The organism is Muribaculum intestinale, from assembly GCF_002201515.1.
GTDB lineage: Bacteria > Bacteroidota > Bacteroidia > Bacteroidales > Muribaculaceae > Muribaculum > Muribaculum intestinale.
Genome location: NZ_CP021421.1, coordinates 2,287,014 through 2,307,984, shown reverse-complemented (window position 1 = coordinate 2,307,984; position 20,971 = coordinate 2,287,014). Strand labels below are relative to the sequence as shown.

At 48.7% G+C, this 20,971-nt stretch carries 18 protein-coding genes and 3 tRNA genes; 10 read left to right on the top strand and 11 right to left on the bottom strand.

Going from position 1 to position 20,971, the window contains the following annotated elements:
• Positions 1–63 precede the first annotated feature (63 nt).
• The gene (locus tag ADH68_RS09300) at positions 64–378 is read right to left on the bottom strand and encodes a DUF3861 family protein (protein ID WP_068961055.1); all 315 of its coding nucleotides are present in this window, start codon (positions 376–378) and stop codon (positions 64–66) included.
• Positions 379–587: 209 nt separating this feature from the next.
• On the opposite strand from ADH68_RS09300, the gene ADH68_RS09295 reads away from it, so the two are divergent.
• The gene (locus ADH68_RS09295) at positions 588–1,979 is read left to right on the top strand and encodes a DEAD/DEAH box helicase (protein ID WP_068961056.1); all 1,392 of its coding nucleotides are present in this window, start codon (positions 588–590) and stop codon (positions 1,977–1,979) included.
• 88 nt (positions 1,980–2,067) lie between these two features.
• On the opposite strand, the gene ADH68_RS09290 is transcribed toward ADH68_RS09295, so the two are convergent.
• The 6 genes from ADH68_RS09290 to ADH68_RS09265 all read right to left on the bottom strand — a co-directional run bounded on the left by ADH68_RS09290 (position 2,068) and on the right by ADH68_RS09265 (position 7,749).
• Positions 2,068–2,454 carry a DUF3127 domain-containing protein gene (locus ADH68_RS09290; RefSeq protein ID WP_068961057.1) on the bottom strand — a complete coding sequence of 129 codons (387 nt, stop codon included), beginning with the start codon at positions 2,452–2,454 and terminating at the stop codon, positions 2,068–2,070.
• Positions 2,455–2,600: 146 nt separating this feature from the next.
• Positions 2,601–3,851 carry a glycoside hydrolase family 10 protein gene (locus ADH68_RS09285; protein WP_068961058.1) on the bottom strand — a complete coding sequence of 417 codons (1,251 nt, stop codon included), beginning with the start codon at positions 3,849–3,851 and terminating at the stop codon, positions 2,601–2,603.
• Entirely contained in the window at positions 3,817–4,593 is a 777-nt protein-coding gene (gene lpxA, locus ADH68_RS09280) for an acyl-ACP--UDP-N-acetylglucosamine O-acyltransferase (protein WP_068961059.1), read from the bottom strand. The genes ADH68_RS09285 and lpxA overlap by 35 nt, the downstream gene beginning before the upstream one ends.
• Positions 4,594–4,606: 13 nt before the next feature.
• Positions 4,607–5,989 carry a bifunctional UDP-3-O-[3-hydroxymyristoyl] N-acetylglucosamine deacetylase/3-hydroxyacyl-ACP dehydratase gene (locus tag ADH68_RS09275; protein ID WP_068961060.1) on the bottom strand — a complete coding sequence of 461 codons (1,383 nt, stop codon included), beginning with the start codon at positions 5,987–5,989 and terminating at the stop codon, positions 4,607–4,609.
• 61 nt (positions 5,990–6,050) lie between these two features.
• Positions 6,051–7,085: a UDP-3-O-(3-hydroxymyristoyl)glucosamine N-acyltransferase gene (lpxD, locus tag ADH68_RS09270; RefSeq protein WP_068962078.1), complete on the bottom strand. Its 1,035-nt coding sequence runs from the start codon at positions 7,083–7,085 to the stop codon at positions 6,051–6,053.
• Positions 7,086–7,422: 337 nt separating this feature from the next.
• Positions 7,423–7,749, bottom strand: a complete 327-nt coding sequence (locus ADH68_RS09265) for a TM2 domain-containing protein (RefSeq protein WP_084274053.1) — start codon at positions 7,747–7,749, stop codon at positions 7,423–7,425.
• Positions 7,750–8,057: 308 nt separating this feature from the next.
• Here ADH68_RS09265 and carA point away from each other — a divergent pair, with 308 nt between their 5' ends.
• Positions 8,058–9,128, top strand: coding sequence for a glutamine-hydrolyzing carbamoyl-phosphate synthase small subunit (gene carA, locus ADH68_RS09260; protein WP_068961061.1), 1,071 nt, complete (start codon positions 8,058–8,060; stop codon positions 9,126–9,128).
• Between the two features lie 5 nt (positions 9,129–9,133).
• Positions 9,134–12,382, top strand: a complete 3,249-nt coding sequence (carB, locus tag ADH68_RS09255) for a carbamoyl-phosphate synthase (glutamine-hydrolyzing) large subunit (RefSeq protein ID WP_088294806.1) — start codon at positions 9,134–9,136, stop codon at positions 12,380–12,382.
• 110 nt (positions 12,383–12,492) lie between these two features.
• Here the strand turns inward: carB and ADH68_RS09250 are convergent, their stop codons facing one another.
• From ADH68_RS09250 to ADH68_RS09240, 3 genes are all read right to left on the bottom strand, one after another.
• Positions 12,493–12,741, bottom strand: a complete 249-nt coding sequence (locus tag ADH68_RS09250; RefSeq protein WP_068961062.1) for a putative signal transducing protein — start codon at positions 12,739–12,741, stop codon at positions 12,493–12,495.
• 13 nt (positions 12,742–12,754) lie between these two features.
• A complete protein-coding gene (gene mltG / locus ADH68_RS09245; protein WP_068961063.1) occupies positions 12,755–13,777 on the bottom strand; it encodes an endolytic transglycosylase MltG in 1,023 nt (340 codons plus the stop codon).
• A gap of 178 nt (positions 13,778–13,955) precedes the next feature.
• Positions 13,956–15,182 carry a transposase gene (locus ADH68_RS09240; protein WP_068961064.1) on the bottom strand — a complete coding sequence of 409 codons (1,227 nt, stop codon included), beginning with the start codon at positions 15,180–15,182 and terminating at the stop codon, positions 13,956–13,958.
• Between the two features lie 146 nt (positions 15,183–15,328).
• On the opposite strand from ADH68_RS09240, the gene ADH68_RS09235 reads away from it, so the two are divergent.
• From ADH68_RS09235 to ADH68_RS09205, 7 genes are all read left to right on the top strand, one after another.
• Positions 15,329–15,892 (top strand): Crp/Fnr family transcriptional regulator, encoded by a 564-nt coding sequence (locus ADH68_RS09235; protein WP_068962081.1) that lies wholly within the window; start codon positions 15,329–15,331, stop codon positions 15,890–15,892.
• 105 nt (positions 15,893–15,997) lie between these two features.
• A complete protein-coding gene (locus ADH68_RS09230; protein WP_068961065.1) occupies positions 15,998–17,146 on the top strand; it encodes an acyltransferase family protein in 1,149 nt (382 codons plus the stop codon).
• A 184-nt stretch (positions 17,147–17,330) separates the two neighbouring features.
• Positions 17,331–17,404, top strand: a tRNA-Arg gene (locus ADH68_RS09225).
• A gap of 45 nt (positions 17,405–17,449) precedes the next feature.
• Positions 17,450–17,523: transfer RNA gene (locus tag ADH68_RS09220), tRNA-Arg, on the top strand.
• Positions 17,524–17,556: 33 nt separating this feature from the next.
• Positions 17,557–17,630: transfer RNA gene (locus ADH68_RS09215), tRNA-Arg, on the top strand.
• A 124-nt stretch (positions 17,631–17,754) separates the two neighbouring features.
• Positions 17,755–18,246: a T9SS type A sorting domain-containing protein gene (locus tag ADH68_RS09210; protein ID WP_068961066.1), complete on the top strand. Its 492-nt coding sequence runs from the start codon at positions 17,755–17,757 to the stop codon at positions 18,244–18,246.
• A 20-nt stretch (positions 18,247–18,266) separates the two neighbouring features.
• Positions 18,267–19,988 carry a hypothetical protein gene (locus ADH68_RS09205; protein ID WP_068961067.1) on the top strand — a complete coding sequence of 574 codons (1,722 nt, stop codon included), beginning with the start codon at positions 18,267–18,269 and terminating at the stop codon, positions 19,986–19,988.
• A 78-nt stretch (positions 19,989–20,066) separates the two neighbouring features.
• Here ADH68_RS09205 and ADH68_RS09200 read toward each other — a convergent pair whose 3' ends face one another.
• Positions 20,067–20,966 (bottom strand): LysR substrate-binding domain-containing protein, encoded by a 900-nt coding sequence (locus ADH68_RS09200; protein WP_068961068.1) that lies wholly within the window; start codon positions 20,964–20,966, stop codon positions 20,067–20,069.
• Between the last annotated feature and the right edge of the window lie 5 nt (positions 20,967–20,971).

Here is a 20,971-nt window from a genome sequence, read left to right as displayed (position 1 = left end):
ATAAGCCCGGCCAACATGGTCGGGCTTATTTTTGCTTGTCACTCTATCTGATTACGAATTATATCACTTCCCTTCGCATGAGCATCCGCAACCTCCGCCGGCCTTAGCCTTTATACTCTTCTTAAAGGCATCGAGAGCAGGAGCAAAAGCCTTGATAATCTCATTGTCAGGATACTTCTTGGCGACATGATGAAGCAGACGCAGACCGATGACAAGCTCCCTGGAATGCTTGTCAGAGAACATACCGGTTGCCTCAAGTTTCTTCACCATAACAGCTAAATCATGATGACCTCCGAAGTTGAAGTTCATAACTTCCTGGATTTTACCATCCTGTACCTCAGTGATATTGAAATGATAAGATTTCTTTTCTTTGTCCATAATAATAGAATTAGAGTTTTACCTTGTTTATATTCACTTTCAGATAAAAAAACGACTGTGACGACAGTTAGGTTGAAATAAAAAAGCCAAAGAAATTATAATCTATATTAACCCTCTATGGAATAATATCGATTATCAGTATCGACATACATCACAGGTTTTACCAAACGATTCATTGTATAATCGGGGTATACTTTGTAACTTTGCACATGCATTTTGAAGATCTTGATTTAAGCGACGACATACTCGACGCAATTTATGCGATGCACTTCGACGAGTGCACCCCCATACAGGAACAGGCTATACCTCTTGTACTGGAAGGACACGACCTTATAGCGATAGCACAGACCGGAACCGGCAAGACAGCCGCCTACCTGCTGCCGGTAATTGACCTTCTCGCCGACCTGCCGGCGCCCGCCACAGGAGTAAACTGTATCGTGATGGCTCCGACCAGAGAACTTGCACAGCAGATTGAGCAGCAGATGGACGGATTTTCATATTACCTCCCTATATCATCGCTCGCAATCTATGGCGGCACCGACGGAGCCACATTCGCACGCCAGCAAAGGGCAATGAAAGAAGGCACCGATGTAGTCATCGCCACTCCCGGCCGTCTCCAGGCTCTGTTGCAGATGGGCGGAATCGACCTTAGCCAGGTAAAATACTTCATACTTGACGAAGCCGACAGAATGCTTGACATGGGATTCTATGACGATATCATGCGCATAGCCACCCAACTTCCGTCAGAGCGACAGACACTACTGTTCTCGGCCACAATGCCACCGCGCATACGGAAACTCGCCAAAGATATCCTGCGCAATCCAGCTGAAGTGAAGATTGCCCCGTCAAGACCTGTAGAAAAAATCGTACAGTCGGCCGTAATGTGTGGTGACAATCAGAAGGAAAGCATCCTCCGACAACTGCTTAAGGAGCGCCATGGCTCAAAAGTAATCGTATTCGCATCGTCCAAACTCGGAGTGCGCGATCTCACACGCTCACTGCGCAGGGCAGGCATAAAAGCGGCAGAGATACACTCCGATCTCGGACAAAAGGAACGAGATGACACTATCCACGATTTCAGAGCCGAACGCCTGGATGTGCTCGTAGCCACCGACCTTCTGGCCCGCGGCATAGATATCGACGATATATCCATGGTTGTAAACTACGATGTGCCGCGTGAACCCGAGGATTATGTACACCGCATCGGACGCACAGGCCGCGCCAACGCCGAGGGAATGGCCGTAACAATCGTTTCTCCTCGCGACCGACGTGCATTCTCCCGGGTAGAGTCGACTCTAAAAATAAAGATTCCTCTCGAAGACCTTATCCCCGGCGCAGACACCGGGCGCAGCGACCGCAACAGCGGAGACCGCCGTCAGAACAAAGAACGCAATACACATCGCCGCGGACAAAAAGGAAAAGACGGAAGGAATAAACCATCACCGGACACTATCGGCGATACGCCCAATGGCCAACCTGCAATATCCGACCAGACAACGGGCAACAACGGAGCCGACAATAAGAAGAAACCTCGCAATCGACGTTATAAGCCCCGCCGCCGTCCATCCGACGGCAACAACAGAAGCAGCAAGGATGCATAAATATCTCTAAAAACAAAGCGGAGAACGTAAGGTTTCATCTACGTTCTCCGCTTTGTTTTTAGAGATATTACGACGTTATCCGAAGTTTTTAGAAAGGAAGGTCGTCGTTTGGTTCCGGACTAAGATCAGGCATTGGAGCTGCAGGTGCTGACGGTGCGCCATATGCAGGAACGGCAGATGCCGGCATACCACCGGGAGCCGCAGGTGCGGCCACAGGCTCTACTTTCCATCCGTCGATAGATGTAAACCAACGGCCATTGTATTCACGGCTATTGATATCAAAGCTAAGACGGATCTCATCACCGACATTGAGAGGATACTGATCGGCACGGTCACCAAACAGTACGAAAAACACTTTCTTGGGATATGTCTCGTGCGTTTCAAGCACATACTCACGCTTCTTCCAGTTATTGCCGGCACGCGAAACGCCCGACTGCTCCGGAAGAGCCAATATGATTTTGCCTTCTACTTCCATTTTGTATATATTATTATATTTTAATGATTCTGAAATGAACCGAATATCTTGTCAAAGTTAGTCAATTTCACTTCGAGCCACAAATTTTGGCCTTACAAATTGCTCACTTTTTATCTATGCCTATGTATTGTAACATTGTGTATAGGTCACTCTGTAACGCCGGAAAACCACGGAAGAGGCGCGGGAGACGTAAATATTTTATCACAAAGCCGGCTGTAAAGCCTCCTGGCCTTGGAATCGTTGCCGACTACATGCTCGGCCCTGAAAAATACCACACCACTCACGCCGTTCATTTTTCTGGCCTTCGCTATCTGATCAACAATTACATCATCGCTCCATCCCGCGTCCATCATCTTGTAAGCGGCAAGTCCGGCCGCCACAGGAGCCGAATTGGCCGCCTCGCGCACCCATGTCTCAAGATTTACAGAATAACCGAATTTTTCATCCCAATACATCTGTGGGGCGATAAAGTCATGATGACCTGAAGAAATCCATTCAACCGGATCCTGATAAAACGAATCGTAGGCAGTGGAATTCCGCAATTTTCCGACATTCTTATATGTGCCGATAGGCGCCGACCCTACCATCATCTCGGGTCGCTCTTCAGCAACCATATCATACAATTCAGCGACAAAACTATTGAGATTAGTACGCCGCCACTCGGCAAGCGACATATGTTTAGGCGCATATCTTTTATATGTACGGCTGTCGGGAAAATCCGCGCCGGGATAACGGGTATAGTCAAGACTCAGCCCATCGAAATCATAGGCGCGCACAAGTTCACGATAAAGACCTACAAGCCATTTGCGGTTATCGGGCACTCCCGGGTCAAGCCACATTGTGCCGTGATAGCTCACACAATATTTCCGTCGTGACTGTCCGGGATGCTTAACTGCATTATCCTTGTATCGGGCGATGTGTGACGATGAGCCCATACGGAAGGGGACTATCCATGCATGACATTCCATACGACGTTTATGACACTCATCTATGACAAAGCGACACACATCAAAATCAAGAGCCGAACTGCCGTTGCCTGTAACGGCTTCCATAGCGGGCTCACGGCGCGACTTCCAGAGCACATCACCGTTGGCCTGCACCTGAAACAGAACAAGATTGAAATGCGCCTTCTCCAATCTGTCAAGCATATCTACAAGAGCCTTCTTCTGCGCCTCGGCACCTTTTTCACCACGCGGCCAATCGAGACCGCCATTGGTGGTAAGCCATACACCTCTTACTTCGGGAGATACCGCAGGATTCTCAGCAACCGCCGTCACCCCACCGACTACCAGAAGTACAAGCGCAATCATGGCTGCCGACACTACATTAAGAGCGGCAGCCATGATATTGACAATGCGGTATTTATACGTAGCCACGGATGATGCCTCGCTTGGCATTGCGCACGAAAAGAATAATCTCGTCACGCTCTTTTGTGGCGGGAAGTTCGGCCTCGATGCGGTCTATGGCATCGGAGAAATTCATGCCCGACAGATAGAGATAGCGATAGATTTCCTGAATTTCGCTAATCTGCTCGTTGGTGAAGTTGCGCCGACGCAGACCGATAGAGTTAACACCTGCATATGCAATCGGCTCACGACCGGCCTTTACAAACGGAGGTATATCCTTGTTGACCAAAGCGCCGCCCTGAAGCATCACATGAGGACCGATATGACAGAACTGATGCACAAGAGCACCGCCACCGATTACGGCATAATTGTCGACCTGCACCTCGCCGGCCAGCTGCACGGCATTTGACATGATAACGTTGTCGCCTACCACACAGTCATGAGCTACATGGCAGTAAGCCATAATCAGACAGTTATTGCCGACAACAGTCTTACCCTTGGCTGCGGTTCCACGGTTGACAGTCACAAACTCGCGGATGGTTGTGTTGTCGCCGATGATTGCGGTAGTATCCTCACCTTTGTATTTAAGATCCTGCGGCACGGCGCCGATTACAGCTCCGGGGAATATCGTGCAGTTTTTACCGATACGTGCACCCTCCATGATAGTAACATTGCTGCCGATACGGGTGCCTTCTCCGATTTCCACATTCTGGTCGATAGTGACAAACGGGTCAATCACCACGCTCGGGGCAATCTTGGCGGCCGGATGCACATAGGCTAACGGTTGTTTCATATGTCAGTGTGTTTTATTTATTCTTGATTACCTGAGCCATAAACTCGCATTCGGTAACGATTTTATCGCCTACGAAAGCGTAGCCTTTCATCACGGCGCAACCACGGCGCAACGGAGTCATAAAGCTGACATGGAACAGAAGGGTATCTCCCGGCACAACCTTGTTGCGGAATTTCACATTGTCAATCTTCATGAAATATGTAGAGTATTTCTCGGGATCATCCACAGTGCTCAGCACAAGCAGACCTCCGGTCTGTGCCATAGCCTCAACCTGGAGTACACCGGGCATCACCGGCTCCTGCGGAAAATGACCCTGGAAGAAGGGTTCGTTGCCGCTCACATTCTTCAGACCAACGATGTGGCTGTCGCCGACCTCGATTACCTTATCTACAAGAAGGAAAGGATAACGGTGGGGCAAGAGCTCACGGATACGGTTCACATCCATTACAGGCTCGGCCGACGGATTGTAGAGCGGTGCCTGCACATCCTGACGCTTGATTTCCTTGCGTATCTTCTTTGAGAAAACAGTGTTAAGTGAATGGCCCGGGCGTGTAGCGATGATTTTACCCTTGAGAGGACGTCCAATCAGAGCTATATCGCCAAGCACGTCAAGCAGTTTGTGGCGCGCCGGCTCATTGTCGCAGGTGAGAGGAATGTTGTTGATATATCCGAATTCATTGACATTCTTGTGGGGCACACCCATGAGATCGGCCAGACGGTCGAGCTCATTCTGTTCCATCGGGCTGTCGTAGATTACGATGGCATTGTCGAGGTCACCACCCTTTATAAGGTTGTTCTTGACAAGAGGCTCAACCTCGCGCACGAACACAAATGTGCGGCTTGCGGCAATCTCCTTGGGAAATTCGGCAAGGTTGTCAAGTGTGGCATATTGATTGTTGAGCACAGGAGAGTCAAAATCAATCATCGCATCAATCGAGAAGTCATCGTCGGGCAATACAACAAGTGACGCGCCGGTTGCCTCGTCGCGCACTTCGATTTTCTGGCGCACAATATAGTAGTCTTTCTCCATTGCCTGCTCCTTGACGCCTACTTGTGCGATTTTCTCACAATATTCCTTGGCCGAGCCGTCGAGAATGGGAATCTCAGGGGCATTTACTTTTATCAGACAGTTGTCGATACCGGCTGCATACAGAGCCGCGAGGGCATGCTCGATAGTGCTTATCTTTATGTCGCCTTTAGCCACTACAGTACCACGCTGGGTAGCTATTACATTCTCTGCTACAGCATCAATTACAGGTTCGCCTTCGAGGTCAGTACGCTGTATCTTGTAGCCATGGCCTTCGGGAGCAGGGCAAAACTCGGCGTCAATCATAAGACCGGTATGAAGCCCTTTGCCATGTACCTTAAAGGAATCGTTGAGTGTACACTGTTTCATTTTCGGAATTTATTTCGAGGAGTATAATTTATTAACTTTATTTTCTAATATAATCACCGCATCATGAGCGGTCGGTGTCAGACAGGCGTTTCTCAATATCCGCGACGCGCCGGTACAGAGCCGAGAGATTACGGAGATTGATAGTCTGTCGGGCAAACTCGCCATATTCCACCGCCGGATAACCCATTATGCGGGCGCCATCAGGTGTGCTCTTGCTTATTCCCGACTGTGCTCCAATCTGTACGTTGTCGCCTATATGCAGATGTCCTGCAAATCCCACCTGCCCTCCGACCATACAGCCACGACCGATTTTGGTCGATCCGGCGATACCGCTCTGGGATGCCATTACTGTATTATCGCCTACCTCGCAGTTGTGGGCCACCTGAATGAGATTGTCAAGTTTCACCCCGTTGCCGATACGGGTGCTGCCCATGACAGCGCGATCAATCGCGGTATTGGCACCGATTTCCACATCATCACCGACAACGACATTACCGAGCTGTGGAATCTTATTGTAAACGCCATCTGTAGGAGCGAATCCGAATCCGTCGGCGCCCACTACAGCTCCACTGTGGACAATACAGCGTGAACCAATCTTACAGCCATGATAGACTTTCACTCCGGGATAAAGAACGGTACCCTCCCCTATCTCCACACCGGCTCCTACGAACACCTGCGGGTATATCTTTACGCCCTTGCCGATTTTAGCGCCGGCCGACACATAGGCAAACGCTCCTATATACACATCCTCCGGCAGTTCTACCCCTTCTCCTACAAATGAAGGCTGCTCAATACCCGACGGATGTGGCGCCGTCATGGCAGCCACCATCTGCAACAGCTGTGCTATGGTGGCGTATGGATCGTCGACCCTTATAAGAGTGGCTTCTATCGGATGCTCGGCGACGAAATCGCGACGCACAAGCACGATAGAACTCTGCGTCTGATATATGTAATGGGAATATTTCGGATTAGCTAAGAACGAAAGTGCACCTTTATGTCCCTCCTCGATTTTAGCGAATGTAGAAACGGCTACATTGCCGTCGCCCTCTACTGTACCACCGACAAGTGACGCAATCTGATTGGCTGAGAATTCCATCATTAGGCTGTTAAAAAAGTTTTAATGCGCAAATTTGCACATTTTTTTTAATAAAAGCGGCATAAATAGGCGAAAAAACACCGTCTTCAATCTGAATACAGCCCAAACTTCCGAAAGAACTCGCATAAACGACACGCAGCCCCGCCTAATGCCGATATAACTGACATCGACAGCGGGACTGCACACCCATGAATGGATTACAATAATCGCACAATATCAATATGCCGACAAGACGTCATGACGCATATCAATAAAGGAATTAACATCCACTATAGAGTATACCCCGGCGGCCCATTCATGGCTATAAACCAACCGCCGGGGTTTCAAATATTATTATTTAGAACAATGGGAAAGTAGAGGTGGTTGCCTCATATTTGCGCTCAAAGTCTTCAGGCGACATCACAAACATAAGAATACCCTGGATAAGCCAAAGAATACTTGGAATGCCACAAAGTACCCATGTGCCGATAAGAGCTATGATACCGGCAGTAGTCTTCCCGAGATAAAAATACTGAACACCGAATCCACCCAGAAAAATAGCCAAAAGAGCGCATACGCCGCGGCTCTTGCCGTAACGGTCGGAAGCAAACACATCGTTGGCCTGGGGAGGGTTGGGGCACTGACCGCCCATGTTAGGGGTAGAATAATTATTGTTCTGATTCATTGAAGTTAGATTTTAAACGTGATTGAATGCAAACACTATAACAAAAGTACACATAATATCCGTATATCCAAAATTTAACTCTGTTAATTTCACATTGACGGACGATAATTTGCAACTTCAATGAGAAAAAAAGACGTATCCCCCAAGCATATTCAACGCGGCACCGCTGGCCCATGAAAGATTTTTGCCACCATAACGCAATATCTCCTTTCAAAAAAACGCATTTTATCAGAATATTTCTTTAACTTTGCGAGGTTTTAGCCAACTACTGCAACCTTTTGATTTTTCATCAGAGAAAATGTAAACCTATGCGCGACATTAAAAAGGCATCACTCGTGCTGGAAGATGGAACCATATTCCACGGCAAATCATTTGGATATGAGTCTTCGACTGCCGGCGAAGTTGTGTTCAACACGGCAATGACAGGCTATCCTGAAAGCCTTACTGACCCATCCTATGAAGGTCAGATTCTCGTAACCACTTTCCCAATCCTTGGCAACTACGGTGTGCCTCCTCGGAGGGAAAAAGATGACGTCAGCGAGTATTACGAGAGCGACCACATACATGCCAAAGCAATAATAGCCCAGGATTATTCGTGGGATCACTCCCACTGGCAGGCCGACCGCAGTCTTTCGGAATGGCTGCGTGAGGAAAAGATACCCGGAATATACGGAATCGATACCCGAGCCCTGACCAAGCATCTGCGCGACCACGGTTCGATGCTCGGAAAGATAATAGTAGAAGGATGTGACGACATACCATTCTACAACCCAAATCTGGAAAATCTCGTAGCAAAAGTCAGTTGCCGCGGCGTAGAGGTACACGGAGAAGGGCCGCGCACAGTGGTACTGGTTGACTGCGGCGTAAAACACAATATCATACGCTGCCTTACCCGCCGCGGAGTAAGAGTAGTGCGTGTGCCTTGGGACTACGATTTCACATCTATACCCTACGACGGCCTTTTTATCTCCAACGGCCCTGGAAACCCCGATATGGTGGACGTGACTGTCGATAATATCCGCAAGGCTATGGAGACAGGCAAACCGATATGCGGCATATGCATGGGCAACCAGTTGCTGGCACGTGCAGCAGGGGCATCCACATATAAGCTCCCGTACGGACACCGCAGCCACAACCAGCCTGTGCGACGAGCCGGAACCGACAAGTGCTACATAACCTCACAGAACCACGGCTTCGCTGTGGACAACACCACACTGCCCTCCGACTGGGAACCGCTCTTCATCAACATGAACGACGGCACAAACGAAGGCATACGCCACAAATCAAAACCGTTTTTCTCAGCCCAGTTCCACCCCGAAGCATCATCGGGACCAAAGGATACGGAATTTCTATTTGATGAATTTATCAATATGCTCTAATCAGAATGGCTACCATACAGAATACAGATATATCTCTCCCTAAGAAAGTGTTGCTTCTTGGCAGTGGGGCGCTGAAAATCGGCGAGGCCGGTGAGTTTGACTATTCAGGCTCTCAGGCGCTGAAAGCCATGAAGGAGGAGGGAATCCACACAGTACTCATCAATCCCAACATCGCCACCGTACAGACCTCGGAAGGTATAGCCGACACTATTTACTTCCTGCCGGTGACACCCTACTTTGTAGAGAAAGTCATCGAGAAGGAACGTCCCGACGGAATACTGCTTGCATTCGGCGGACAGACAGCCCTGAACTGCGGCGTCGAGTTGCAGCAGTCAGGCGTGCTTGACAAATACGGCGTAAAAGTGCTGGGTACTCCTGTGCAAGCCATCATGGACACCGAGGACCGTGAGCTTTTCGTAAAGAAACTCGACCAGATTAATGTAAAGACCATAAAAAGCGAGGCCGTCGGCTCGGTCGACGACGCCAAGAAAGCGGCAGCCTCACTCGGTTATCCGGTAATCGTGCGCGCCGCCTATGCGCTCGGAGGTCTCGGAAGCGGATTCTGCGACAATGAGCAGGAACTCGTCGAGCTGGTGGAGAAAGCCCTGTCGTTTGCTCCGCAGGTACTTGTCGAGAAATCACTCAAGGGATGGAAAGAAGTCGAATATGAGGTAGTGCGCGACCGCTTCGACAACTGCATTACCGTCTGCAACATGGAAAACTTCGACCCGCTCGGCATACACACCGGCGAATCCATTGTCGTGGCTCCGTCGCAGACACTTTCCAACGAGGACTACCACTATCTGCGCAAACTCGCCATAAAAATCATACGCCACATCGGCATAGTGGGTGAATGTAACGTACAATATGCCTTTGACCCGGCTTCGATGGACTATCGCGTAATCGAGGTAAACGCCCGACTGTCGCGTTCGTCGGCTCTTGCTTCAAAAGCCACCGGATATCCGCTTGCATTCGTAGCCGCCAAACTCGGGCTCGGCTACGGACTTTTTGACCTTAAGAACTCCGTCACCAAGGTGACTTCGGCATTCTTCGAGCCGGCTCTTGACTATGTGGTGGTGAAGATTCCACGTTGGGACCTTGGAAAGTTCCACGGCGTAAAGCGCGAAATCGGCTCTTCGATGAAGTCGGTCGGAGAGGTAATGGCTATCGGACGCACATTCGAGGAAGCCATACAGAAAGGCCTGCGCATGATAGGCCAGGGAATGCACGGATTCGTGGAAAACAAAGAGCTCAAAATCGCCGATATCGACAAATCGTTGCGCGAGCCTACCGACAAACGAATATTCGTCATATCCAAGGCCATGCGCAAGGGTTATACGGTCGACCAGATACATGAGCTTACAAAAATCGACAGATGGTTTCTATACAAGCTGCATAATATCGTTGCCACAGCCGACGAACTCGAGGGATACAATTCGCCGGAAGAACTGCCGGAAGGACTGTTGCGGCTTGCCAAGGAGCAGGGGTTCAGCGATTTCCAGATAGCCCGCGCAATATTCAAGAGCAATATCATCTCCAATATAAAAGCATCCGATGAAATAAGGGCATTCCGCAAGGCATCCGGCATAGTACCGGTAGTAAAGCAGATTGACACCCTCGGCGCAGAATATCCCGCACAGACCAACTATCTGTACCTTACCTATAACGGTTCGGAGGATGATGTGAATTATCTCCACGACCACCGCTCGATAGTAGTGCTTGGCTCCGGAGCATATCGTATAGGCAGTTCGGTCGAATTCGACTGGTGTTCGGTCAATGCGCTGATGACAGTCAAGCGCGAGGGATGGCGCTCGGTAATGATCAACTACAATCCGGAGACCGTGTCGACCGACTACGATATGTGCGACCGTCTTTACTTCGACGAACTCACCTACGAGCGTGTAATGGACATACTCGAACTCGAGCAACCCCACGGAGTGATATTATCGGTCGGCGGCCAGATACCCAACAACCTGGCCACACGCCTCGATGATGCAAAGATACCGATTCTCGGCACATCGGCTACATCCATCGACAACGCCGAAGACCGCCACAAATTCTCGGCCATGCTCGACCGCATCGGTGTGGACCAGCCGCGCTGGCGCGAGCTCACATCGTTTGCCGACATCGAGGAATTTATCGGCGAAGTAGGTTTCCCCGTGCTTGTGCGTCCGAGCTACGTACTGTCAGGAGCCGCCATGAACGTATGCTCCAACAACGAAGAGCTACAACGTTTCCTCCGCCTCGCGGCCAATGTTTCGCAGGAGCACCCTGTAGTTGTGACAGAGTTCATCCAGTTTGCAAAAGAGATAGAGATGGACGCCGTGGCCCAGAACGGAGAAATAAAGGTATACGCCATCTCAGAACATATCGAATTTGCCGGAGTCCACTCAGGCGACGCCACAATACAGTTCCCGCCCCAGAAACTCTACGTAGAGACCATACGGCGCATCAAGAAAGTAAGCCAGAAGATTGCAAAGGCCCTCAACATATCGGGCCCGTTCAATATCCAGTTCCTCGCCAAAAACAACGACATAAAGGTCATCGAATGCAACCTGCGTGCATCGCGCTCTTTCCCGTTTGTAAGCAAGGTACTGAAGCTGAACTTCATCGACATCGCCACCCGTGTAATGCTCGGACTGGAGGTGGAGAAGCCACACAAAAACGCATTCGACCTCGACTATGTGGGCATAAAGGCAAGCCAGTTCAGCTTCTCACGTCTGCAGGGCGCCGACCCGGTGCTCGGAGTAGACATGTCGTCGACCGGCGAGGTAGGATGCATCGGAGCCGATACTGACGAGGCTATCCTCAAGTCGATGCTGTCGGTCGGACTGCGCATACCGTCGAAAGGCAAAGGAGTGTTGCTGTCGACAGGCACACCAAAGCAGAAGGCCGACATGCTCGAAGCAGCCCATGAACTAAACAACAACGGATACAGACTCTATGCCACCGGCGGTACACACCAGTTCCTTACCGACAATGGCATCCCTGCAGTGAAGGTATACTGGCCAAGCCAGCCCGACATGCAGCCTCAGGCACTCGAACTTCTCCACAACAAAGAAGTAGACCTCGTTGTCAACGTGCCCAAGAATCTTACCGAGACTGAGCTCACTAACGGATACCGCATACGCCGTGCAGCTATAGACCTCAACATTCCTCTTCTGACAAATGCTCGTCTGGCCTCGGCATTCATCGACGCATTTACCCACCTGTCGCCCGACGACATAGAGATACGCCCATGGAATGAGTATTAAACGGCATCAGACATAACCCGAACCTTCTAAAAACGCATCGGCTCCGTCGTGACAATTACGACGGAGCCGATATGTTTATGTAGCCCATTGCCCTAAACTGCTTGCCTTAATCACTCATCACCGGGCTCGGTACCCGACATAAGCCTGCGGGCGAGATCAAGATCCTTGCGACGCACCATCAGACGGAAACTGCCTACAGCCGGAATACCTCCGAGCAGCGTGCCCATGATAGAGTTGTCGACAACGGCCGGCACACCGTTAGTCTCGAGCACCCCCATGGCTATATAGGCGTCGGAACTGTTGCCGTACTGTTTGTAAAGGACAAGGTCATTGCCTGTCGTATCCGAGAATGTTTCCATATGACAGAGGTATTTATTTAATGTTACGTAGATTCAGAGCACGATGGTATGCCGCGGCATTACGATTGTGTGTGGCCAGGTCGCGGGCAAACAGATGCCGTCCTGAAAAATCCGGCGACGCACACATATAGATGTAATCGTGGGGCTTGCTCTGAAGCAACGCGTCAATCGTAGCACGTTCCGGCATACGTATCGGCCCCGGAGGCAATCCCGTGCGCTTATATGTATTATAAGGAGAAACGACCCCGAGATGTTTGCCTGTAATGCGTTTTATCGAGAAATCTCCCACAGCATACTTCACTGTAGGGTCGGCCTGCAGAGGCATCCCTCGTTGCAACCGGTTGAGATAGAGCCGCGCCACCACACCTCGCTCATCCTTTCGGTTGGTCTCCTCTTCGGCGATGCTTGCTATTACCGAAGCCTGGGCCGGTGTAATACCGAGAGCCGACGCCTTTGTGCGCCGTTCATCCGTCCAAAAGCGGTCATGCGACTTCACAAGCGTAGATACAACACCACCTGCCGGGACCGTCCAATAAAATTCATATGTATCGGGGAAAAATGCTCCGATATATTCAGCCGGTTTGTAGCCTTGAGCAGAAAGCACACTGTCGATTGCCGACATTATGCTTGCAGAATCCGCCTCCAGACGGGCCGCGATACGCCCGGCGAACTGAGGAAGGAGCCGCACGTTATTGAAAGTGAGCTTGACCGGTGTCTGTGCGCCGCGAGCTATGCGTTTGAATATGTCAATCGACCGGGTGCCCGGCTCTATCCTGTAGGCACCGTGCGCCACCGAGGGCGACGAGCCGTAATGACGCCATAACGTAGCAGCCCGACGACCGCTATCGCCAAGGTCGCGGGCAAGAATAGCCGAAACAGAGTCGGCATCACAGCCTTTAGGGATAAACACCCAGCATGGCTCCTCGCCGTCATATTTCGTCCCGGTGTATACTCTCCACACTATTGATGCGGCTGCTGCGACAAGTACCGTAACAAATACCGCCAAAACTATCAGCTTCTTCCGTTGGACTTTCATAAATCAAAGAAAACTTTATTTCGCTTTAATATATTATCTAAAAATGGATTCTCTAAAAGTGGATTCTCTAAGAAATACAAAGATAACAACTTTCGAATAATTCTTGCATCGCCACCAATGATATTGTATTTTTGTAACATACAATGATTCGGTAAAATTTGAGGTTGTTCAGCCTTGGCTAAGCCGCTAACAGAGCCAACCGATGATTTATCTTCTGAATTATTTTGAGATGCGGAGATTTTCCGCAAGTCGAAATAACTGTTGAGGCGAGATAAGATTCAAACATGAGCCGTTTGAACTGCGCTACCGAAAGATCCGGATAATCCTTCCTTATGACCTCTTTGCAGACATTGAGGGCTGTGAAGGAAAGATTGAACGCAAAGTCAAGCCGCTCCCTGTCCCGGGTCTGCTGTGACTGAAGTCCGGTAAACTGCTTGGCATCGCGTATGCCGAACTCAATCTGAAATCGGGTGCGGTAGAAACCGATGATCTTTTCAGGCCTCATGTTGGTGTCGGTAGAGAAGTAAAGAAGAGGCTCTGCGTTTTCAACCGGACATACCACGATACGGATGTCGCGTTTCAATGCCCTCGAATGTATGACCGCCGTGTGACATCGGTTTTTGTTTCCTTTGGAATCCTCATATATGAATGAAGTGAACACGGACATATCAAGATTGGAGAAATCCACTTTCTCTCCATACTTTTTCTTTCTGCCGCGTCTTCGCGTGGCGGAGGAATCCGGTATGGCCAGATACCTCAGATATGAGTTGGCACGTAATCTCCCTACAAATCGGAATCCCATGCCAATCACTTCATTTACAAACTCATATTTGGAGAAAAAGGCATCGGCAACCAGAATATCCGTCAGTGAGAGCATCTCTGTCGCCTTTGACCTGACAAGTGCCACATACCAGTCAAGCATTGACATTTGTTTCTCGGATTCAAGAGTCCTGAAGTTCGGTGACTGGACAGCACCGAGCATCACGCATGTATGTTTACTCAGACTTATTGCCCCAATTGCCATTATCTCCAGACCGCGTTTCACACGTTGTGCCACCCCTGACCAGAAACGGCCTATGCCATACGTCAGTCTGCCTGCTTTTGAAATGAACGACGGATCGATTACCACTGCCATGTCATCGGCCGGCCCAAAACAATCCTGCGCCATACCTATGTTGACTTTCATCCAGTCTACGGATGTTTTGAAATTGGAAGCAAAGGTCTTGGCTGTACGACCGCCATAGCGCGACAGCCTGGTAAAATTGACTTTACCCGGAATCAACGCTACAGTGCGTATTGTTAAAATCAGCCAGTTGAGGAACCTTTTGCTCATCTTGGTTGTAGTATTTTCAAATACCGACTTGCACCTTAAGGTGAAGTCTTTGAGAATCGCCAATACGTTCATGGTATAAGAGTTTTATAATGAACGCTTTGGCGATTCATTTGTATTTGACAATTCGACATATTAACTTAAGTTTCAACTACTTCGGTAATTTTTACCGAATCATTGTAACATATATACCCTCCGTTTTAATGACTGATTTATCCGAAATACCTAATATAATAGCATTCATACGCAATGCGTGGCCTGTAAGCGATAGCACCCTTCGCCGACTTGTCGAATTGATTGTACGCAAAGACTTTCCACGACGCGGAATCATCGTAGGAGCCAACACGCAGTGCGGCCGCGCATATTTCATCGAAGATGGCATGACCCGCAGCTACTGGCTCGTAGACGGAGAAGAGTTTACCACCTCGTTCTCTACCGAAGGGAGCATTGTATTCAGCATGGATGAAGTGTATTACGGATTGCCAAGCGAAGAATATGTCGAGGCCGTCGACCCGGTGAAAGCATATTCCATAGATATACCCAGGCTTATGGAAATGATAGGCACCGACCTCGGACTATGCAACTGGTGGAGGAAGATACATCAGGATGAATACCGGCGCATACACCGATCACATAAGGAACGGCTTACGCTGCCTGCACGAGAAAGATACATCGAGTTTTCAAAACAGTTTCCCGAGGTATGCCGGCGCGCACGACTCGGCGACATAGCCTCGTATCTCGGCATCACACAAGCCACACTAAGCCGCATCCGGGCACAGCGTTAATCCAACCAATCCACACATTTTGTCCTGCGTCAAAAAATAGCGCCGTATATTGCCTTAAATTTGCACACTCACAATCAATCATAATCAGAAACAACCACTCCCATTATGACCTCAACTGCCGCCTTACAGCCGGAGACATCCGCACAGCCTCGTTATGAAATTCTCGACGGACTGCGCGGAGTAGCCGCCGTACTTGTAATTCTTTATCATTTCGGTGAGGGATTTGCCACATCTGCTGTCGACCAGATGATGAACCACGGATATCTGGCAGTCGACTTCTTTTTTGTATTGTCAGGATTCGTCATCGGGTATGCCTACGACCGGTGTTGGAAAAACAAAGGAATGACTACAGGCCGATTTATGCTCCGGCGCATTATCCGATTACAGCCAATGGTCGTGCTCAGTGTTATAATCGGTGCCATAGCATATCTGCTTCAGGGAAGTGTACACTGGGATGGCACGCCGGTGCCGTTCCACTGGGTATTGGTGGCATTGATTCTCGGACTGTTCATGATACCTGTACTTCCGGGGGCTGCGGCCGATGTGAGAGGTAACGGCGAGATGTTTCCCCTCAACGGTCCGACATGGTCTCTGTTTTTTGAATATATCGGCAGCGTGCTGTATGCTGTGATTCTTCACCGCCTTTCGAAAAATGGTTTACGCACAGTAGTAGCGGTATCCGGCATAGGACTCGCGGCATGCGCGCTATGCAACATGTCAGGAGCATTTCATCTTGGAGTCGGATGGTCCATGGCCGACATGGGATGGCTTGGAGGCTTCCTGCGTCTGTCACTCTCATTCGGCATCGGCCTTATGCTCACCCGTGATTTCCGTCCGATGCGCATACGCGGTGCATTCTGGATATGTGCGGCACTCATAACGGCTATTATGTCATGTCCATACATCGGCTCTACCGATGGCAATCCATCCATCGCCAACGGAGTTTATGATATAATCTGTACACTCCTCATATTCCCTACAATAGTATACATTGGCGCATGCGGCACTACCTCCGATATATTTTCGAGCAAAGTATGTGAATTTTTAGGAGCTATCTCCTATCCTGTCTACATTATTCATTATCCTGTCATGTACATGTTCTACGCATGGGTATGGAACAACGGCATCACCTTCGCAGACGCATGGCCGGTATGTATGGCATTATTTGTCGTAATCATACTCGAAGCATGGATAGCCATGAAGTGGTATGACGCTCCTATACGCAGATATCTGTCAAGGAAATTGCTTCATTAACAACTAATAAACAATATCTTACGGCCACACGCGCACCGAAATTGCCTGAAAGTTTTCCAATCAGGCATTCCGGACATCAAAAAAATGACCGAAAAATATTTGGATATTTCACACATTATATCTACCTTTGCAATCGCAAAAGGGATGAGAGAATCCCTTTGGGACAGATATCCCATGCAAAAATGGTTCGCTAGCTCAACTGAATAGAGCATCTGACTACGGATCAGAAGGTTACAGGTTTGAATCCTGTGCGAATCACTCAACATCGGCAACAAATCCACCGGTGGCCTTAAAAGGCAATACGGTTCGCTAGCTCAACTGAATAGAGCATCTGACTACGGATCAGAAGGTTACAGGTTTGAATCCTGTGCGAATCACTCAATCAATAGCTTGTTATTAATCAAATCCACGGCTCGCTAGCTCAACTGAATAGAGCATCTGACTACGGATCAGAAGGTTACAGGTTTGAATCCTGTGCGAGTCACTTCTACCTATCAAGGAGTCACAAAGCCTTTAACCAAAGCAAGACTCTGTCATTTATAATTGCTGCTATCCACACAACAATTTTAGCAAACGTGTGAATAGTGGCATATTTTTTATCATACAATATGGAAGGATACCCAATCATCACACGACTCGCAATCTTGCTTGGATGTACAGTCTATGGCTTCACGGCCTCAGCCACAGGTGACAATATGCTTGTTCATATCAATGGCTCCTCCACCCCTGTGCAAGTGGAAATCTCCGAGAATACAAAAATCACATTTGACAACTCCACAATATGCATTGCACAGACAGCAGGCGAGACTACTATCGAAGTCAAGGACATTGACAAAATAGTATTTGACCTGCATACCTCATCAATAGACGATACATCCGTATCACTCAGCGACGATATCTCTTTCACCGTAGCCGGAACACTCATTACAGCGACATCCGTATCGGAATCTCATTTATCACTGCATATATATGACACCTCGGGCCGAAAAGTGGCAGAGGTGTCGGGACAGGGCTCAACAGATTATGACTTCTCCGGAGCAAAAAGCGGAGTATACATCATACTCTGTGGCGACAAGACAATAAAATACTTAAACCGATAATCACACCATACTAAATAACAATGAAAAAGCTGTCATCGCTATTTATATCCTCTGCAATAATAGTAAGTGCTGCTGCCCAGGATAACACTACTTCAGCCCTGGTGGTAACATTAAAAAACGGTACTACCATCGAATACGTGCTATCGGATATCGACCATCTTACTTTTCGCAGCGACATCAGTAATGACCCATTCGTTAATATCGCAATCAATATAACGCAGATTACTGTAAACTCTATCAAAGCGACATTTACCGCTGACAATTCAGACGCAACATTTCTTTTCGGCTTAATCGAAAAAGCCGAGTTTGACAAACTTGGTAACGATAGAGCATTTCTTGAGTATGAACTTGGCAGACTCAATTCAGAAGTAGCCAATGATCCGTGGTCAAATACTCTCGAAGAATATCTGGATTTCCTTCTCGGATGGTGGGACCCGGCCGACCAGGTGCTCAATCGCGACAATCTCAAAGCCGATACCGACTATTACATTTACGCATATGGTATAAATACAAAAGGAGAATTCACAACCGGACTTTTCAAGCAGCTTGTACATACTGCCGGACTTATCGATATCGCGTTCAACCTTCAGGCCTCCGGCATCACCTCTACCACGGCTACGATAACAGCCCGCCCCGACAATGATGACACATATTACTATCTTGGATTCATTACAAAAAATGAATTTGACAATGAATTCAATGGCAATGAAGAGCATGTTGTCAACAATGCTCTCGCTACAGTGCGCATGGCTGCATCAGGGGGCGCCACACTCGACCAGATACCGACAATACATAAAGGCAACGGTTTGCTGCAACTCACCGGCCTGACGCCCGACATGGAGTACTATATGCTGGCATTCGGCATCGATGAGAGCATAAATGCGTGTAGCCATCTTACAAAAGCCGAATTCAAGACTACTCCGGTAACAGTAACCGACGACTGCACATTTGCTCTTGCCACTGTTTCGGCAGAGCCTATGTTTATCAATGTAAATGTAAAGCCTACCGACGAATCAACCAGATACTTCCTGACAATAAAAAAGACATCTGACGTAGCAGGACTGACTGCCACACAGGTCGCGGACAACGAACTGGCATTCAACAACGGGTTTAATCCACCTGTTGACTGGACTACCGACCCTCGTGTATTCACCGGAGAGCAGACTCTTAATTCGCGAAAAAATCTTGGTGTTACAACCATAGTGCCATCTACCGAATATACTGTATATGCTTTCGGAGTAAGCGCCGAGGGCGTACGCACAACGATCGTTTCCACACTAAATGTCACCACTCCGTCCCCAACCGAGTCGACCATGACACTTAGTATAAAGGATGTGACCGCCGGCGGAGAGACTGACCCCAACGATTGGTTTGGGAATACAATCCCATATTTTACATACGGCATCACACCCTCGGTCGACAATGAATATTACTACACAGGAGTAGTAAATAAGAGCGACTACGATACATTTCCCGATGACAAGGCATTCATGGCCGATGCAATCGCCAAGGCCGGTGACCTTATTATGATGAACTGTTACATGGGGGAAAACAACAGTTCCCTCTCCACACCTGCATTATTCAAGACCACCACAGATTATACCGGCAATACTCTTGTCAACGGAGATACATACTATATATTCACATTCGGATATGCGGGCATTGCCACCACTCCCCTATTCAAATATGAAGTAAAAGCCGATGATGGCTCCACTGGCGGAGGCTGGTGGCCAGAATGGTAAAACGGCTACCGAAATAATAATGGTAAAAAGACGTGCTGTGCCATATTGCTGTGACACAGCACGTCTCTTTCATTACAATTAGAAATCGAGCACACGCTCTCTTACTGCAATTGAATCTTTAAGAAGTTTGATAAAAGCAAGAGATGAACGCTTGCGATAGGCATTCTTAAGCATATGCACACATCCGTCCATTTCGTTTGACGGCATCTCGATTGGGATTGCCTTTACTCCGGTAGCGTTGTAGATGGTTGCCTCGGCAAGGATAGTGATAAGATTGCTCTTTTTTATCAGTTCGAGCAGTATGTTTACCTCATTCAGTTCGATACGGATATTCAGTTTCACCATCGACCTGGACAGATACTGGTCAAGCGCATTTCGGGCCTGAAGTCCTTTTGTCGGGAGCGCCATATCAAATTTCTCAAGTTCAGTCAGACTAATCCTTTCTCGCGAGGCAAGACTGTGGGAGTCTTTTACGATTACAGCCAAATGGTTGTCGAAAAGCACGTGTGACTCAATTTCCTCGTTGCGCACAGTCGGGCGGAATGCCAGCACGAAGTCGACGGTGCGGTTTGTAAGCATCTCCATAAGTTCAGCCATCGGCTTATAGTATATATTCATTCTGACATGAGGATACTGTTTCATAAACGACATCAGCGTCTCGGTAAGTATCGGACTGAACGAATAGGTGACTCCGATATTAAGAGTCCCGGTAAGAATTTTCTGGAGATCATTTATTCTGTCGCGACATGTCTCTGCATCGTGGAGAGTGCGTATGGCCAACGGAAGCAATTCTCTGCCACACTCTGTAAGATTCATCGAATGGCTGCTGCGCTCGAAAAGCTGCACATTGAGTTCATCCTCGAGTTGCCTGATTTGCTGGGAAAGCGTGCTTTGAGCGAGGTTTAATACCCGCGCCGCATCAGAAAAGCTCAGCGTCTCGGCTGTCTTGACGAAATATCTAAGTTGTCGGAGTTCCATAATCC

What these genes read in the sequence shown, in the direction of transcription:
- ADH68_RS09300 (WP_068961055.1), bottom strand. Translation starts at nt 378, where the DNA reads ATGGACAAAGAAAAGAAATCTTATCATTTCAATATCACTGAGGTACAG.
- ADH68_RS09295 (WP_068961056.1), top strand. Translation starts at nt 588, where the DNA reads ATGCATTTTGAAGATCTTGATTTAAGCGACGACATACTCGACGCAATT.
- ADH68_RS09290 (WP_068961057.1), bottom strand. Translation starts at nt 2,454, where the DNA reads ATGGAAGTAGAAGGCAAAATCATATTGGCTCTTCCGGAGCAGTCGGGC.
- ADH68_RS09285 (WP_068961058.1), bottom strand. Translation starts at nt 3,851, where the DNA reads ATGCCAAGCGAGGCATCATCCGTGGCTACGTATAAATACCGCATTGTC.
- lpxA (WP_068961059.1), bottom strand. Translation starts at nt 4,593, where the DNA reads ATGAAACAACCGTTAGCCTATGTGCATCCGGCCGCCAAGATTGCCCCG.
- ADH68_RS09275 (WP_068961060.1), bottom strand. Translation starts at nt 5,989, where the DNA reads ATGAAACAGTGTACACTCAACGATTCCTTTAAGGTACATGGCAAAGGG.
- lpxD (WP_068962078.1), bottom strand. Translation starts at nt 7,085, where the DNA reads ATGGAATTCTCAGCCAATCAGATTGCGTCACTTGTCGGTGGTACAGTA.
- ADH68_RS09265 (WP_084274053.1), bottom strand. Translation starts at nt 7,749, where the DNA reads ATGAATCAGAACAATAATTATTCTACCCCTAACATGGGCGGTCAGTGC.
- carA (WP_068961061.1), top strand. Translation starts at nt 8,058, where the DNA reads ATGCGCGACATTAAAAAGGCATCACTCGTGCTGGAAGATGGAACCATA.
- carB (WP_088294806.1), top strand. Translation starts at nt 9,134, where the DNA reads ATGGCTACCATACAGAATACAGATATATCTCTCCCTAAGAAAGTGTTG.
- ADH68_RS09250 (WP_068961062.1), bottom strand. Translation starts at nt 12,741, where the DNA reads ATGGAAACATTCTCGGATACGACAGGCAATGACCTTGTCCTTTACAAA.
- mltG (WP_068961063.1), bottom strand. Translation starts at nt 13,777, where the DNA reads ATGAAAGTCCAACGGAAGAAGCTGATAGTTTTGGCGGTATTTGTTACG.
- ADH68_RS09240 (WP_068961064.1), bottom strand. Translation starts at nt 15,182, where the DNA reads ATGAACGTATTGGCGATTCTCAAAGACTTCACCTTAAGGTGCAAGTCG.
- ADH68_RS09230 (WP_068961065.1), top strand. Translation starts at nt 15,998, where the DNA reads ATGACCTCAACTGCCGCCTTACAGCCGGAGACATCCGCACAGCCTCGT.
- ADH68_RS09210 (WP_068961066.1), top strand. Translation starts at nt 17,755, where the DNA reads ATGGAAGGATACCCAATCATCACACGACTCGCAATCTTGCTTGGATGT.
- ADH68_RS09205 (WP_068961067.1), top strand. Translation starts at nt 18,267, where the DNA reads ATGAAAAAGCTGTCATCGCTATTTATATCCTCTGCAATAATAGTAAGT.
- ADH68_RS09200 (WP_068961068.1), bottom strand. Translation starts at nt 20,966, where the DNA reads ATGGAACTCCGACAACTTAGATATTTCGTCAAGACAGCCGAGACGCTG.